The organism is Saccharothrix sp. S26 (assembly GCF_021390395.1).
Classification (GTDB): domain Bacteria; phylum Actinomycetota; class Actinomycetes; order Mycobacteriales; family Pseudonocardiaceae; genus Actinosynnema.
Genome location: NZ_JAJUWT010000016.1, coordinates 1 through 15,821, shown reverse-complemented (window position 1 = coordinate 15,821; position 15,821 = coordinate 1). Strand labels below are relative to the sequence as shown.

The window sequence follows — 15,821 nt, the reverse complement described above, 5'->3', positions numbered from 1 at the left end:
CCACCACCACCCCGTCCCGATCCGCTCCCCCGCCCCGCATGGGCGGCGGCATGCCCGGCATGGGCATGCCGATGGGCAAGGCGGAGAACTTCGGCCCGTCCGCCCGTCGCCTGGTCCGGCGCATGCGCGACGAGCGGGTCGCCCTGCTGGCCGTCATCACGCTGGGCGTGATCAGCGTGGCGTTCTCCGTGGCCGGACCGAAGATCCTCGGCCACGCCACCGACATCATCTTCGAGGGCGTGCTGGGCCGGCTGCGCGGCACACCCGGCGCGGGCATCGACTTCGCCGCCCTGGGTCGCGTCCTGCTGTGGGTGATGGCCCTCTACGTGATCGCGTCGTTGTTCGGCTGGTGGCAGGGCCGCGTGCTCAACAACGTGGTGCAGCGCTTCGTGTTCCGGCTGCGCTCCGACGTCGAGGACAAAATCCACCGGCTGCCGCTGCGCTACTTCGACGGCCAGCCGCGCGGCGAGCTGCTGTCCCGCGTCACCAACGACATCGACAACGTGTCGACCACGTTGCAGCAGACGCTGAGCCAACTGCTGACGTCGTTGCTGACCGTCGTCGGCGTGCTGGTGATGATGCTGACCATCTCGCCGCTGCTGACGCTGATCGCGTTGCTGCTGATCCCGATCTCGGTCGTGGCGACCGGGCGGATCCGCAAGCGGTCGCAGGCGTTGTTCGTGGCGCAGTGGAAGCACACCGGCGCGTTGAACGCCCACATCGAGGAGTCGTTCACCGGCCACCAGCTCGTCAAGGTGTTCGGCAGGCAGCGTGAGTCGGAGGCGGAGTTCAAGCGCCGCAACGACGAGCTGCTCGGCTCGGCGATGGGCGCGCAGTTCGTGTCCGGCCTGATCATGCCGATGATGATGTTCCTGTCGAACGTCAGCTACGTCGCCGTGGCGGTCGTGGGCGGGCTGCGCATCACGTCCGGGGCGATGACGCTGGGCGAGGTGCAGGCGTTCATCCAGTACTCGCGCCAGTTCACCCAGCCGTTGACGCAGGTGGCGTCGATGGCGAACCTGATGCAGTCCGGTGTGGCGTCGGCCGAACGGGTGTTCGAGCTGCTCGACGCCGAGGAGCAGGAGCCGGACCCGGCGCAGGCCACGCTGCCCGCGCAACGCCGGGGCCGGGTCGAGTTCGAGCACGTCAGCTTCTCCTACCGGCCCGAGCAGCCGCTGATCGAGGACCTGTCGCTGGTGGCCGAGCCGGGGCAGACCGTGGCGATCGTCGGCCCGACCGGCGCGGGCAAGACCACGCTGGTGAACCTGATCATGCGGTTCTACGAGCTGGACGCGGGCCACATCACGCTGGACGGGGTGGACATCACCGCGTTGAAGCGGGAGGACCTGCGCTCGCAGACCGGCATGGTGCTCCAGGACACCTGGCTGTTCGGCGGCACGATCCGCGACAACATCGCCTACGGCAACTCCTCGGCCACCGAGGAGGAGATCATCGCCGCGGCCCGCGCCACCTACGTGGACCGGTTCGTGCGCACGCTGCCGGACGGCTACGACACCGTCATCGACGAGGAGGCGACCAACGTCAGCGCCGGTGAGAAGCAGTTGCTGACCATCGCGCGGGCGTTCCTGGCCAACCCGTCGCTGCTGATCCTGGACGAGGCGACCAGCTCGGTGGACACCCGCACGGAGTCGTTGGTGCAGCACGCCATGGCGGCCCTGCGGTCGTCGCGGACGAGCTTCGTCATCGCGCACCGGCTGTCGACCATCCGGGACGCGGACGTGATCCTGGTGATGGAGAACGGCCAAATCGTGGAGCAGGGCAGCCACGACGACCTGATGGCCGCCGAGGGCGCGTACCACCGCCTCTACGCCGCCCAGTTCGCCGCCGCCGTCTGACCTGGTGGACCTCGGCGGTGGTCCGGACGTCCGGACCGCCGCCGAGGCTCTTCTTCGACCCGTCAGTCGAGGAAGTAACCCATGTTGCCCTCGGTGATCTGGCCTTCGCAGTTCGGGTCGTAGGACTCCATGTGGTCGCCGCTGCCCCGCACCAGGCAGCGGTAGATCGGGTGGCTGCCGGCGACCGCGCCGTCGTGGGCGTAGCCGAGCAGGCCGACGCGCGTCTGGCCCTCGCAGTTCACGTCGTACGAGGTGAAGTTGTCCGCGCCGATCAGGCAACGGTACAGCGGGTGGGTGCCCGCAGCCTGGCTGGTCAGCAGGCGGCCCAGGGAGGACTCGGCCACGTAGCCCGACGGTGCGCCGGTGACCGACGTCAGGTGGTCGCCCCGGCCGTAGTAGCGGACCGCCGTGACGGTCGACGGGCCACCGGTCGTCGCGCCGGTGTACAGCAGGCGGTTCGGCGAGCCCGCGCCGGGACCGGTGATCTTGTCCGGCGTCGCGGCGTTGACCAGCGCGGCCTGCACGGTCGCCGGCGCGTCACCGGGGTGCGTGGCCAGGTACAGCGCCGCGGCGCCCGCGACGTGCGGTGACGCCATCGAGGTACCGCTGATGGTGTTGGTGGCGGTGTCGCCGGTGTGCCACGACGACGTGATGTTCTGGCCGGGCGCGAAGACGTCCGTGCACGTGCCGTAGTTGGAGAACGACGCCCGCGCGTCGGCGTTCGTCGAGGCGTTGACCGTGATCGCCTCGCGCACCAGCGCCGGGCTGAAGCCGCACGCGTCGGAGCTGGAGTTGCCGGACGCCAGGGCGTAGGTGACGCCGGAGGCGATGGAGTTGCGCACGGCCGTCTCCAAGGGCGCGGTGGCCGCGGAGGCGGCGGCGCCCAGGCTCATGTTCGCGACCGCAGGCTTGACGGCGTTCGCGGTCACCCAGTCGACGCCGCTGATCACCTGCGCGAACGTGCCCGACCCCGCGCAGTTGAGCACCCGGACCGCGACCAGTTGCACCCCCTTGGCCACGCCGTACTGGCTGCCGCCGACCGTGCCCGCCACGTGCGTGCCGTGACCGTTGCAGTCGGTGTTGGTGCCGTCCACGGCGTCGTAGCCCCACGACGCCCGGCCGCCGAACGTCGAGTGCGTGGTCCGGATGCCGGTGTCGAGGATGTACGCCCGCACGTTGGCCGCGGCCGTGTCGTAGCTGTACGACGAGTTCAGCGGCAGGTCGCGCTGGTCGATGCGGTCGAGGCCCCACGACGGCGGGTTCGGCTGCGTGTCGACCGCCTGGACCAGGCCGTCCTGGCTGACGGACCGCACCGCCGGATCCGCGGCGAGTCTTCTCGCCTCCCGTTCGCTCGCGTTGACCGCGAAGCCGCGTAACGCGTGCCGCCACGTGGCCGTCACCGTCCCGCCGTGCTTGGCGGTGAGGTCGGCGGCCTGGGCGGCGACGCCGTCCTCCAGCACCACCAGGTAGTGCCCGGGCACGGCCGTGCCGGCGGCGGCGAGCCTGATGTCGCCTTCCGCCGCGCCCGCCGGTGGCGCTCCGACCAGCAGACCGGCGGTGAGCGCCAGCACGCCCACCACCCCGTTCACCGCGATGACCTTGCGCTTCATCGAAACCTCCGCAGGGTTGAGATCCGACCACCGACAGTGACATGGCGGTCGGAGGGTGCGGAGGAGACCGGTGCGGCAGGCCGAAGGGCGGCGGCGGCACGTGACACGAATGGTCCGCCACCACGTGCGTGGTCCCCGATCACGGCCCGTCGGCGAGCCCGAACCGTCGCGCGAACGCCGACAGCTGGTCCCGCTGCTCGTCCGGGTCCGCGCTGGTCGCGCTCACCACCACGCGAGTCACCCCCTGCTCGGCGAACGCCTCCACCGTGTCCGGGGTCATGTCGATCGAGCCCCACCGCGTGTACTCCAGCGCCCCCGCGTCACGACCGGCCTCGGTCGCGGTCGATCGGGCGAGGTTCCACTGGAGCGCCCGTTCGTCGGGCATGAGCATCCCGCCGGGGAAGTAGCCGTCGCCGCGGCGTCCGGCTCGTCGTGCGGCCGCCCGGCTCGACCCGCCGACGTGGATCGGCAGGTGCGTGACCCCGTGCGGCTTCGGGAAGCTGCACAGATCCTCGAACGCGAAGAACTCGCCCGCGAAGCTCACGCCCTCCTCGCCGCCCTCCCACAACAACCGCAGGACGTCGATCGCCTCGTCGGCACGACGGCCGCGCGTGGCGAAGTCGACCCCGACCGCCCTGGCCTCACCCGGCAGCGTGCCCAGGCCCACGGTCAGCAGCCGCATCCGCCCCTTCGACAGCACGTCGACCGTCGCCAGGCGCTTCGCCAGGACCACCGGGTGGTGGTAGGGCAGCAGCAACACACCCGTGCCGAGCAGGATGCGCCGGGTCGCGGCGGCGACGAACGCCAGGCAGTCCACGGGGTCGGCGTAGGGCAGCGCGGGCGGGATCGGGTGCGTGCCGACCGTCGCACCGGGGTACACCGCGATGTGCTCGGGCAGGTAGAACGCCTCGAAGCCGCACTCCTCGGCGTGCCGGGCGTAGGCGACCACCCGGTCGGGGTCCACGCCGAAGTAGGGCGTGCTGTAGCTGACGGCGAACTTCATGATCGAAGACCGTAGGCGTTGACGCCGACGTCAAGGCAAGCGCGCCCTGCCGTGCCGGGGGAAGGCACGGCAGGGCGCGACGCTCAGCCGACCAACAGCAGCGGGGACGGGCGCGAAGCCGTGGCCGCCTCCTCCGCCGCCGCCGGGAAGTCGTGCAGGTCGAGGACGTCCGCCACGCCAGCCGCCTCCAAGACCCGCCGGACCACCGGGGTCACCACCACGTGGAGCCGGACCCGACGGCTCGCCGACGCCAGCGCCGCCGCGCCCGCCGACGAGAAGAACGAGACCTCGCTCAGGTCCACCACCACACCACCCGGACCCCGGGACGCCAGGTCCACGCGTTCCCGCAGCACCTGAGCAGTTCCGGCATCAACACAGCCCCGCACGACCAGCACCGAGGCCGACCCCAGCCGCTTGAGCGACACGACCACGTCGTCACCGGCAATATGCAGACTCATTCCGCCCCTCGCCCATCACGGCAGCACATCCGCAGAGAAGATCACCGGCGGTCGCCGGTCCCGTACCGGTTCCCTGCTTCGCCGAGGGGCAAACCTCCGGGAACGGATCAAGTGAGCGTGATCGCGTACACCTCCACCCGCGGGTCGTCCGGCAGCGTCACCGAGTGCACGGCCTTGGCCGGGTCCAGCGGCACGGACAGGCCGAACAGGCGCACCGGCGGGCCGTCCACGCCCTGCCCGGCCTTGATGCGGTGCGGCATCTCCAGCACCACCTCGCCACCGGAGCCCGCCCAGTCGCCGACCACGACCGGCGTCTCGGCGGTGCTGCCGTCGGCGTACCGGACGGTCACACCCACGGTCACCGGGCCGTTGTGCGAGGCCGCCACCAGCCGCAGCGCGCCGTGCTCACCGGCGGGCAGCAGCACCGCCTGCCCCCGTGCCTCCACGAAGTTCGCCGCCGTCCCGGACGCGTCCGGCGCGTGGTAGGTGACGCCACCCAGCACCACCGGGCCGGCGGCGGGCATCAGCGCGGCGTCGTAGCTCCAGCCCTGGCCGTCGAAGTCGCCCTGGTCGGACGCGGTGACCGTGGCCGTGCCGTCGTGGTCGAGCTGCCCGGTGAGGTCGACCGCGCACTGCTCGCCCGCCACCGCGCACGTCGCCGCCTGCCGCACCTCCACCACGGCGTCCCGCACGACGGTGTTCGGACCCGCCGCGGTGACCCGCACCGGGTAGCGGCCGAGCGCCGTGCCCGCCGGCACCCCCACCACGACCTGCACGCTTTGCTGCGTCGGCAGCCGGCCGGACCTGATCACCAGTTGCCGGGTCGTCGTCACCGACCAGCCCTCCGGCGCGCTCGCCGTCACGCCGACCGGCACCGCACCCGGCCCTTGGGCGAGCACGTCCACCGTGAACGACACCGTCTGCGGCACGTCCGCCGCCGGCACGACCGCCGAGGCCGGCCGCAGCGACGCGTCGACGTGCCGCCGCCCGTCGGGCCGCGCGCGGTTGATCGACGGCGGCTCCGCGCCCGGCTCGGTGCCCCAGGCCGACGGGGTGGTGCCGAGCTGGTGCGCCAGCGTGCCGCCGCCCGCGACGGTGTCCCAGTCCAGCCACGTCCGGCGCACGTCCCGGCCGTTGAACGACACCCGCTGCACGTACCGGTTGGCGTCGCTCGCGCCCGGCGCGGTGATCGTCAGCGTCCGCTCCCCGGTCCGGACGGTCGCGCCGGGGAACTGCGGGCTGGACAGCGCCAGGAAGTCGCCGCCGCTCATCGTCGGGTACAGGCCCAGCGACGAGAACACGTACCACGCCGACATCGTGCCCAGGTCGTCGTTGCCGGTCATGCCGTCCGGGCCGGTGGTGAACAACGTCATCGCCGCGCGCACCACGGTCGCCGTCTTCGCGGGCGTGCCGGTGGACAGGTAGAAGTACGGGGCGAGCAGGTCGGGTTCGTTGTTCGGGTTGTACGTCGGCTTGCCGTAGTAGTCGTAGGGCTGCGTGATCCAGTCCTCGCGGACGGTGCGGGCCGGGTCGGCGAGCAGCTTGTCGTAGGCGAAGAACGCGTCGAGCCGCTGCTCGGTCGCCCTTCGCCCGCCCATCAGCTCGACCAGGCCGTTCGGATCCTGCGGCACCAGCCACTGGTACTGGAACGCGCCGCCCTCGTGGAACTGGTGACCGGCGTCGACCGGGTTGTACGGCGTCACCCACGTGCCCTCGACCGTGCGGGGGCGGAAGTGGCCGGTCGAGGCGTCCCACAGGTTGCGGTACCACTGCCCGCGCTCGGCGAACAGCCGCGCGTCCTCGTCCTCGCCCAGGCCGCGGGCCATCACGGCCAGCGACGCGTCCGCCGCCGCGTACTCCAGCGTGGCCGACGCCGGGTGCTTGCAGTCGTTGTCGCCGCCCTTGTGCGCGCAGTCGACGCCGAGCTCCAGCCCGGACGGGATGTACCCGCGGTCGCGGTAGTACTCCACCCCGGCCCGCCCGTTGTAGGGCGAGTCGGCCGGCGGCACGGTGGTGGCGTTGCGCTTGAGCAGCTCGTACGCCTCTTCCTCGTGCCCGGCGAGCAGGCCTTTCGACCACGCCTCGACCAGGAACGGGGTCACCGGGTCGCCGGTCATGATGTTGGTCTCGCTGTTGGCCAGCGCCCAGCGCGGCAGCCACCCGCCGTCGCGGCCGCTGGCCACCACCGACAGCGCCACGTCCCGGGCGACCTGCGGTTCCAGCAGCTCCAAGAGTTGGTTCTGCGGCCGGTAGGTGTCCCACAGCGACAGGTTCTGGTAGGGCGTGAAGCCGTCCGCCACGTGCGGCTCGCCGTCGAACCCGGTGTAGCGGCCGTCCACGTCACCGGCCAGGTTCGGGTGCAGCAACGAGTGGTAGAGGGCGGTGTAGAACGCGGTGCGCCGCTCGGGGGTGCCGCCGTCGATGCGGATCGAGTCCAGCCGCCGCGCCCACGCCCGGTGCGCGGCGGCCCGGGTCGCCTCGAAGTCGAAGGAGTCGCCGGTCTCGGCGGCCAGGTTCTTCCGCGCGCCCTCCACGCCCGTGTAGGACAGGCCGACCTTGAGCACGACGTCCCGGTCGGCGGTCGCGTCGAAGCTCACCCACGCGCCGTTGCCGCCCTGGCCGGCCGCGTCGCGCACGCCGGGTGCGCGGGTCGTGCCGCGCCACGTGCCGAAGCCGGAGAACGGCCGGTCGAACGTGGCCGTGAAGTACACCGTGTGCTCGTCGCGGCCGGCGCAGAACCGCCCGGCCTTGACCCGGCCCTCGATCGTGCGGTCGCCGACGACGTGGACCTCGGAGTCGAGCACCTGCTGGTTGGCCTTGCCGGTGTTGAACAGCACGTTGGCCTGCGCGCCCGCCGGGAACGTGTGGCGTTGCCAGCCGGTGCGCTCGGTGGCGGTCAGCTCGGCGTTCACCCCGTAGCGGGACAGCCCGACGCGGTAGTAACCCGGCCGCGCCTCCTCGTCGGCGTGCGAGTACTTCGACCGGTACCCGGAGGTGTCAACGTTGTCCACCGGCCCGGTGGTCGGCATGACCGGCAGCTCGCCCGCCACGCCGCAGCCGACGCCGGACAGGTGCGTCTGGCTGAAGCCGTGGATCTCCTGCTGCTGGTAGTCGTAGCCGCCCTGGCCGCCGGTGTCCGGGCTGAGCTGCACCATGCCGAACGGCAGGCTCGCACCGGGGAACGTGTTGCCGAAGTTCTGCGTGCCGACGAACGGGTTCACCAGGCTGGTCGGGTCCGCGGCGTCGGGTGCGGCGGGCGCGGCGACGGCCGGCGGCCCCACCAGGAGGAGCGCGGCGGCCAGCAGGAGCGTGTTGCCTCGTCTGAGCGGCATCGGCAGGGGCCCTCTCTGGGTGACAACGTTGTCAAGTGATCCGCGTGCCCGATCACCGCCCCGACTCTCGCGCACGACTCCCCCGCTCGTCCAGCCCCACCACTGGACGGATCGCGGTCGCAACAGTACTTTCGAAACATGTCTTTCGAACGGCGGCAGCTCACCGACGCGCACGACCTGCGGGCGCTGAGCCACCCGCTGCGGGTGCGGATCATGGAGCTGCTCGCCCAAGAAGGACCGCTGACCGCGACCGAAGCGGCGACCGAGCTGGGCACCACGCCCGCCAACTGCTCGTTCCACCTGCGGCTGCTGGCACGGCACGGCTTCGTCGAAGAGGCCGAAGGCGGCGTCGGCAGGCAGCGGCCGTGGCAGCTCGTCGAGCAGGAGACCCGCATCTCGACGCGGGACCTCGACGCCGAGGGACTGTCCGCGCTGCGCGCGCTGGACGAACTGCGCTGGGTGCGCCGCCAGCACCGGCAGTCCGAGTGGTGGCGCACCAGGGACACCTACCCGGAGCACTGGCGCGGCGCGGCGTCGGAGTCGTTCGCCGTGCTGCACCTGACCGCCGACGAGCTCGTCGAGCTGCGTGACGCGGTGCAAGCCGTCGTCAACTCCTACGTCGACCGGGGCGCGCCGTCCAAGCGCCGTCCCGGCACGGCGCCCGTCGACATCGCGGTGTCGATGACGCCGCTGCGACCACCACTCCCAGGGGGACAACCATGACCGAGTACCGCGACTTCGCCCCGCGGCAACGCTTCCGCTCCAACGTCGCCCTGTCACCCGACGGCACGCGGGTGGCGTACGCGGCCAACACCGACGGGCAGCAGAACCTGTACGTGGCGCCGGTCGCCGGCGGCCCGGCCCGCAAGATCACCGACTACACCGACCACGCCGTGCGCCAGGTCGCGTGGTCGCCGGACGGCCGGGCACTGCTGTACACCGCCGACTTCCAGGGCAACGAGCAGTTCCAGCTGCACCTGGTCGACGCCGAGGGCGGCACGCCGCGCCGGCTCACCGACGCGGCGGCCCAGCACGTGCTCGGCTCGTCCATCTTCACCTTCGACTGCCCCTCGCCGTTCACCCCGGACGGCCGCGCCGTCGTGTACGCGGGCAACGACCGCGACGCGGGTGTGCAGGACGTGCTGATCCAGGATCTGGAGACGGGCGCGGTCCGCCGGGTCGAGTCGGTGCCCGGCACGTTGCTGCAAGCCGGTCCGGTGTCGCCGGACGGTCGCTGGCTGCTGACCACCGGCATGCACAGCAACTCCGACAGCGACGTCGGCCTGGTCGACCTGCACGAGCCGGACGCGCCGCTGTGGGTCGTCACGGGGCACGAGGGCAAGCAGTTGCACGTCGGCGGGCCGTGGGCGGCGGACTCCTCCGGGTTCCTCCTGCTGCACGACCGGGGCGGCGAGTTCCGGTCGCTCGGTTCGTACTCATTGGCCACGGGGGCGATCACGGACCTCGTGACGCCGGCGTGGGACGTCGAGCAGGTGGCGACGTCCGGCGCGGTGCGGGCGTGGACGGTCAACGAGGACGGCCTCTCGCGGCTGTTCGTGCTGCGGGACGGCGAGCTGGTGACGTTGCCCGAGCTGCCGGCGGGCGTGATCGAGTCGCTGTGCGTGGCGGGCGAGGTGCTGGCGTTCCGCCTCGCCACCGCCACGCGGCCGACCGAGGTCGCCGTGCTCGACCTGGCCGCGAACGAGCTGCGGTACCTGACCTCCAGCGCGCCGTCGGTCGAGGTCGCGTTCGTCGAGCCGGAGCTGATCCGCTACCCGACGCACGACGGCCGTGAGGTGCCCGCCTGGCTGTACCGGCCGCGCGGCGACGGCCCGCGGGGCGTGGTGCTGTCGATCCACGGTGGACCGGAGGCGCAGGAACGGCCGCAGTACAACTACGCCGGTCTCTACCAGTACCTGGTGTCCCGCGGGATCGCGGTGCTCGCGCCGAACGTGCGCGGCTCGACCGGGTACGGCAAGACCTACCAGCGGCTGATCCTGCGCGACTTCGGCGGCGACGAGCTGGGCGACTTCGAGCACGCCGTCAAGTACCTGCACGGCCTGGACTGGGTCGACCCGGCCCGGATCGGCGTGTGGGGCGGGTCGTACGGCGGCTTCGCCTCGCTGTCGTGCCTGTCGCGGTTGCCGTCGCTGTGGGCGGCGGGTGTGTCGGTGGTCGGCCCCTCGAACCTGCTGACGATGGCGCGTTCGGTGCCCGAGACGTGGCGGCCGGAGATCGCCGAGTGGGTGGGCGACCCGGACACCGAGGCCGACTTCCTGCTGGAGCGCTCACCGGTCACGTACGCCGACGCGATCACCGCGCCCCTGTTCGTCATCCAGGGCGCGAACGACCCGCGCGTGGTGAAGGCGGAGAGCGACCAGATCGTGGCGTCGCTGAGGGATCGCGGTGTCGACGTGCGCTACGACGTCTACGACGACGAGGGCCACGGCTTCACCAACCGCGCCAACGAGGTGCGCGCGATCGGCGACGTGGCCGACTTCCTGCTGACCCACCTGACCTCGACCGCCGACCGGTCGGAATAGCACCCGTGCGCCGCGGTGGTCGGTCCACAGTGGACGAGGGTTGGCCGCCGCACCGCCGGGTAGCCTGGGGAATCGATGCGGGCTGTCACGGGAAGGGGTCGACGTGCCGGGAGTTCGGCGAGCCGCGCTGATCGGTGCGCTGGCGGTGGTGCTGGGGGCGTGCACCTCGACGCCCGACCCGACGCCGTCGTCCACGACGAGCGAGCCGCCCGCCGACCGCGTGTACGTGTCGTTGGGCGACTCCTACGCGACGGGCTACCGGCCGGCGGACGCGGGCGGATCCGCGGACGCCGGCCGGGACGGGTTCGCCTACCTCGTCGCCGAACGCTCGGACCTGCGGCTGGTCAACCTCGCGTGCAGCGGGGCGACGTCGGTCCAGTTGCGGACCGAGCCGGGCTGCCCGCCGGCCAACCGCGGTCCCGACGCGCCCGACCTCGCCGGCCGCACCCAGCTCGACGCGGCCGTGCAGGCGCTGCGCGAGCACCAAGGGCGGGTCGGGCTGGTGACCGTGGTGATCGGCGGCAACGACCTCGCGCCGTGCGCCCGGGCGGGCGACCCGGTGAGCTGCGCGTCCCAGGCCGTGGCCGCGACCCGCGCCAACCTGGCCGCCACCCTGCCCGCGCTGCGCGAGGCCGCCGGCGACGCGCCGATCGTCGGCCTGACCTACCCGGACGTGTTCCTCGGCGCGTGGGTCTCACCCGCGTTCCCGAACGGCCGGGACCTCGCCCGCCTGTCGGTGTCGCTGTTCCGCGACTTCTTCAACGCCGCGCTCAAGTCCGAGTACGAGAAGGTCGGCGCGACGTTCGTCGACGTCACGGCCGCCACCGGCGGTTACGGCCCGTTGACCGAGACCACCCAGGACCCCGCCTACGGCCCGATCCCGACCCCGGTGGCGAAGGTGTGCGCCCTGACGTACTTCTGCGCGCACACCGACGTCCACCCGACCCCCGCGGGCCACGAGGCGATCGCGTCCGCCATCCTCGCCGCCACCGGCCGCTAGTCGCGCCGCCCGCCGATCGCCTCGCGCAGCCGCCGCCCGGCCAACCGCACCGGCTCGACCACGGACCCGCGCACCCACCGCGCCGGAGCCACCACGGCCGCACGCCACACCTGCCGGATCGCCCGGCCGACCGGCGCGAGCACCACCCGGTGGACCCACCGCACCGGGGGCACGACCACCGCGCGGACCACCCGCGACAGCAGCCGCCAGGCCCACAGCAGCGCCTCCCCGACGACCCGGCCCAGCCACGCCAGCCCACGCCCCACCACCCGGAACGCCCAGATCAGCGCGCCGAAGAACAGCCGCACCACCCACCAGAGCGCCCGCGCGCACCGCACGACGACTTCCCGCCACAGCCACCGCAGGGGCCGCACGACGAGCGTCCGCCAGCACCACGCCAGCGGCACGAACACCACCACCCGCAGCGCCCGCCCGACCCCCTTCGCCACCCAACGCACGAAGTCCGCCACGGCCACGTCCGCCGCCCGCAACCACGGCCACACCGGCGCGAACAGCCGCCGCAGCCCATGACCGACGGGCCGCAGCACGAACCGTCCCACCGCACCGAACACCCACCGCACCCCGTCGCCGACCGCCGCGAGCCCACGCCCCACCAGCCGCAACACGGCCCCGATCGGCCGGAGCACGTACCGCACCAAGGCGCGACCGCACCACCGCAACCCACGCCCGACCGGCGCGAACACCCACCGCCACGCGAACCGTCCGACGGCGCGCACCCCGTCCCAGACCCACCTCCCCACCGCCGCCAACGGCCGCAGCACGAACCGCCGCACGGCCCGTCCGACGACCTTGACCCACTCCCACACCACGCGCACCGGCACCACGACCACCACGGCGACGGCCCGCGCAACCCACACCGCCCACCGCGGCGGCTGCGGCTCCTCTGCGTTCACGCCCTCTTGACGCTCACCACCCCGTCCCGGTGCCGGCGGAGCGCCGAGTCGCACGTCACGTCGAACCACCGCGCCGCTCCACGAGCCCCACGCCAGGGGCGCGTCAGCCCCAGGCGCCCGCCACCTGATTCGTGGCCGCGTCGAGGCGGTTCCACACGTTGACCGTGGTGACGGCGACCGGCAGGCCCGAGAGCTGCTTCTCGTCGTAGTGCTTCGCGGCCTCCTGCCACACGTCGCCCGGCACCGGGTCGGGTCGGTCGGACAGGCGGGTCACGGCCTCGGCCGGCGCCGGCGCCACGCGCCCACGGCGAAGATCCGCTCGTCGGACTCGCCCGCCTCGCGCAGCGCCTCGCCGTGCATGTCCACGCACCCGCCCCACCCGTTGATCTGCGACGCCCGCAGGTTCACCAGTTCCATCAGCGTCCGCGACAACCCCGCCCGCGTGGCGGTCCGGCCCAGCGCGATCAGCGCCTGCATCGTGCCGGGCAGGGCCGTGGCGGGGTGGTTCATCCGTGCCTGCACGCTCGTTCGCCCTCCCCGTCACATCGTGCTCGTCCGGTCCGTCACCTCCCTGACGGATCGAGCACGGAGGATGTGACAGTGACCGACGAGGAACTTCTCGCCACCCGCTTCGAGGCCGACCGCGGTCACCTCAGGGCGGTCGCCTACCGGGTGCTGGGCTCGATGAGCGAGGCCGAGGACGCGGTGCAGGAGGCGTGGCTGCGGTTGCAGCGCGCGGACACCCGTGACGTCGGCAACCTCACCGGCTGGTTGACCACCGTCGTCGGCCGGGTGTGCCTGGACATGCTGCGCTCCCGCGCGTCCAGGCGCGAGGACCCGCTGGACGTGCGCGTGCCCGACCCGGTGCTCGCCCCCGACGACGGCGGCAACCCCGAGCACGAGGCGGTGCTGGCGGACTCCGTCGGCCTGGCGCTGCTGGTGGTGCTGGAGGCGCTCACGCCCGCCGAACGGCTGGCGTTCGTGCTGCACGACCTGTTCGCCCTCCCGTTCGACGACATCGCCCCGATCGTCGGCCGCACCCCGGCCGCCGCCCGCCAGTTGGCCAGCCGCGCCCGGCGACGGGTGCGCGACGGCACGCCGGTCCCCGACGCCCTGCCCCGCCAGCGGGAGGTGGTGGACGCGTTCACCGCGGCCGCCCGCGACGGCGACTTCGAGGGGCTGCTCGCGGTGCTCGACCCGGACGTGGTGCTCCGCGTCGACTTCGGCGCCCTCAACCCCGACCTCACGACGACGGTGCGCGGGGCGGAGGAGGTCGCCCGCCGGGCGCTGATGTTCCGCCGGCCCGAGGCGGTCAGCAGGCGCGTGCTGGTCAACGGCGGGACGGGCATCCTCACCGCGCCCGGCGGCGTGCCCGCGTCGGTGATGGGCTTCACGGTCAGCGGCGGCCGGATCGTCGCGATCGACGTGCTGGCCGACCCGGAGCGGCTGGCCCGGCTGGACCTGTCCGGGCTGGACCTGCCCGGTCGGGGCTGACGTCACTCGGCCGGCCCGCTGATCGGACCGGCCGGTCCGAGAGGACTAGGGTGGGTGCCCGGACCAGCGACGAGGATCTGCACAGCATGGCTCACTCACCTCACCCGTCACGACCCGTCCGCGCGGTCCTGGTCGAGGACCACCACATGGTGGCCGAGGCCATCCGGCTGGCGTGGGCGGACTCGGGCGAGGTCGAGGTCGTGTCCACGGTCGGCTCGGTGGCCGCCGCCCTCGTCGAGGTCCGCCGCCACCGCCCCGACGTCGTCCTGCTCGACCGCCGCCTGCCCGACGGCGACGGCCTGGACGCGATCCCCGGATTCGAGGAGTGGGGCGCGCGGGTGCTGGTGCTGACCGGTGAGGCGTCGGTGTCCGTCGCCGCACGGGCCGCCGAGGCGGGCGCGGCGGGGCTGGTGCTCAAGTCGGCCCGGCTGGAGAACCTGACCGAGGCGGTGCTGCGGGTGGCGGCCGGCGAGGTCGTGTTCGACGGCGGCCTGCTGGGCGGCGTGCTCGACCAGCTCACCGGGCGCGCCAAGTCGGGTGGCGTGCCGCTGACGGTGCGTGAGCGCCAGACGCTGCTGCTCATGGCCGACGGCGCGAGCACGGAGGAGATCGGGGAGCGCATGGGCGTGGCCCGCAACACCGTGCGCAACCACGTGCAACGGGTGCTGGAGAAGCTGGGTGCGAGGTCGAAGCTGGAGGCCGTGGCGATCGCCCGGCGGGACGGCCTGCTCGACTAGTGCACGTGCACTAGGCACGTCGGTGTCCCTGCGTCTGGGCACGAATGGGTCGGACACCGCACAGTGCAACCGTGGAACTCTCGGTGTATGGACCCGCAGCGGAGTTCAGCGCGCCGATCGACCGCGGCGCGGCGGGCCTGGCCCGCGACTTCGTCCGCAAGACCCTCGCCGACCTGCGTTACGCGGGCGATCACAGCGACGTCGTGCTGGTCGTCTCGGAACTGGTGTCCAACGCGCTGCGGCACACCGCCACGATCCCGGTCATCCGGCTGGCGGGCGACGAGCGCCGGCTCCGGATCGAGGTCGCGGACAGCAGCCCGGTGCTCCCGCGCCCGCGCCTGTCGGCGACCGTCGGCGGGTGGGGCCTGCAGCTCGTGCAGCAGCTGACCACCGCCTGGGGCGCGACGCCCGGACCCGGTGGCAAGGTCGTGTGGTGCGAGATGGCCGTCCCCGGCACGCCCTGACACCGGCTCGTGGCACCGCCCCGGACCATGGTGCACAGTGACGCAATGCCCACCGAACCCGAGTTCGAACGTCCCACCGAGGACGCGTACCGCCTGCTCGTGGACAGCGTGCTGGACTACGCGATCTTCATGCTCGACCCCACCGGGCGGATCGTGAGCTGGAACGCCGGCGCGCAGCGGATCAAGGGCTACTCCGCCGACGACATCATCGGCGAGCACTTCTCGATCTTCTACCCACCCGAGGACCTCGAAGCGCGCAAGCCGTGGTACGAGCTGGAGGTCGCCGCCGAGGTGGGTCGGTTCGAGGACGAGGGCTGGCGGCTGCGCAAGGACGGCACCCGCTTCTGGGCCAACGTCGTCATCACCGCCCTGTTCGACCAGTCCGGGCAGTTGCGCGGGTTCGCCAAGGT

15 protein-coding genes are annotated in these 15,821 nt (G+C 72.8%); 8 read left to right on the top strand and 7 right to left on the bottom strand.

What is annotated here, in order from left to right; translation table 11 throughout:
- Positions 1-38 precede the first annotated feature (38 nt).
- Positions 39-1,856 (top strand): ABC transporter ATP-binding protein, encoded by a 1,818-nt coding sequence (locus LZG04_RS25385; RefSeq protein ID WP_233821417.1) that lies wholly within the window; start codon positions 39-41, stop codon positions 1,854-1,856.
- Positions 1,857-1,918: 62 nt separating this feature from the next.
- Here LZG04_RS25385 and LZG04_RS25380 read toward each other — a convergent pair whose 3' ends face one another.
- From LZG04_RS25380 to LZG04_RS25365, 4 genes are all read right to left on the bottom strand, one after another.
- Positions 1,919-3,466: a S8 family peptidase gene (locus LZG04_RS25380; RefSeq protein WP_233820978.1), complete on the bottom strand. Its 1,548-nt coding sequence runs from the start codon at positions 3,464-3,466 to the stop codon at positions 1,919-1,921.
- A 139-nt stretch (positions 3,467-3,605) separates the two neighbouring features.
- The gene (locus tag LZG04_RS25375; RefSeq protein ID WP_233820976.1) at positions 3,606-4,469 is read right to left on the bottom strand and encodes a TIGR03619 family F420-dependent LLM class oxidoreductase; all 864 of its coding nucleotides are present in this window, start codon (positions 4,467-4,469) and stop codon (positions 3,606-3,608) included.
- Positions 4,470-4,552: 83 nt separating this feature from the next.
- Complete coding sequence (locus tag LZG04_RS25370) at positions 4,553-4,927, bottom strand: STAS domain-containing protein (protein WP_233820974.1); 375 nt, start codon at positions 4,925-4,927, stop codon at positions 4,553-4,555.
- Positions 4,928-5,034: 107 nt separating this feature from the next.
- Complete coding sequence (locus LZG04_RS25365) at positions 5,035-8,259, bottom strand: GH92 family glycosyl hydrolase (protein WP_233820972.1); 3,225 nt, start codon at positions 8,257-8,259, stop codon at positions 5,035-5,037.
- Between the two features lie 138 nt (positions 8,260-8,397).
- Between LZG04_RS25365 and LZG04_RS25360 the strand changes: the two genes are divergently transcribed.
- From LZG04_RS25360 to LZG04_RS25350, 3 genes are all read left to right on the top strand, one after another.
- Positions 8,398-8,982, top strand: a complete 585-nt coding sequence (locus tag LZG04_RS25360) for a helix-turn-helix transcriptional regulator (RefSeq protein WP_233820970.1) — start codon at positions 8,398-8,400, stop codon at positions 8,980-8,982.
- Positions 8,979-10,802: a S9 family peptidase gene (locus LZG04_RS25355; protein WP_233820968.1), complete on the top strand. Its 1,824-nt coding sequence runs from the start codon at positions 8,979-8,981 to the stop codon at positions 10,800-10,802. Before LZG04_RS25360 ends, LZG04_RS25355 begins: the two co-directional genes overlap by 4 nt.
- A gap of 103 nt (positions 10,803-10,905) precedes the next feature.
- Positions 10,906-11,802 carry a GDSL-type esterase/lipase family protein gene (locus tag LZG04_RS25350; protein ID WP_233820966.1) on the top strand — a complete coding sequence of 299 codons (897 nt, stop codon included), beginning with the start codon at positions 10,906-10,908 and terminating at the stop codon, positions 11,800-11,802.
- Here the strand turns inward: LZG04_RS25350 and LZG04_RS25345 are convergent.
- The 3 genes from LZG04_RS25345 to LZG04_RS25335 all read right to left on the bottom strand — a co-directional run bounded on the left by LZG04_RS25345 (position 11,799) and on the right by LZG04_RS25335 (position 13,226).
- Positions 11,799-12,716 carry a hypothetical protein gene (locus tag LZG04_RS25345; protein WP_233820964.1) on the bottom strand — a complete coding sequence of 306 codons (918 nt, stop codon included), beginning with the start codon at positions 12,714-12,716 and terminating at the stop codon, positions 11,799-11,801. The genes LZG04_RS25350 and LZG04_RS25345 overlap by 4 nt on opposite strands.
- A gap of 103 nt (positions 12,717-12,819) precedes the next feature.
- Positions 12,820-12,990, bottom strand: a complete 171-nt coding sequence (locus LZG04_RS25340) for a hypothetical protein (RefSeq protein WP_233820962.1) — start codon at positions 12,988-12,990, stop codon at positions 12,820-12,822.
- Entirely contained in the window at positions 12,987-13,226 is a 240-nt protein-coding gene (locus tag LZG04_RS25335; protein ID WP_233820960.1) for a carboxymuconolactone decarboxylase family protein, read from the bottom strand. The genes LZG04_RS25340 and LZG04_RS25335 overlap by 4 nt, the downstream gene beginning before the upstream one ends.
- Before the next feature lie 90 nt (positions 13,227-13,316).
- Here LZG04_RS25335 and LZG04_RS25330 point away from each other — a divergent pair, with 90 nt between their 5' ends.
- From LZG04_RS25330 to LZG04_RS25315, 4 genes are all read left to right on the top strand, one after another.
- Complete coding sequence (locus LZG04_RS25330) at positions 13,317-14,210, top strand: sigma-70 family RNA polymerase sigma factor (protein ID WP_233820951.1); 894 nt, start codon at positions 13,317-13,319, stop codon at positions 14,208-14,210.
- A gap of 86 nt (positions 14,211-14,296) precedes the next feature.
- Positions 14,297-14,947 carry a response regulator transcription factor gene (locus LZG04_RS25325; RefSeq protein WP_233820949.1) on the top strand — a complete coding sequence of 217 codons (651 nt, stop codon included), beginning with the start codon at positions 14,297-14,299 and terminating at the stop codon, positions 14,945-14,947.
- Between the two features lie 83 nt (positions 14,948-15,030).
- On the top strand, positions 15,031-15,411 hold the full coding sequence (locus LZG04_RS25320; RefSeq protein ID WP_233820947.1) for an ATP-binding protein: 381 nt from the start codon (positions 15,031-15,033) through the stop codon (positions 15,409-15,411).
- Positions 15,412-15,456: 45 nt separating this feature from the next.
- On the top strand, positions 15,457-15,821 hold a 365-nt coding region (locus LZG04_RS25315; RefSeq protein ID WP_233820945.1), incomplete at its 3' end, for a PAS domain S-box protein.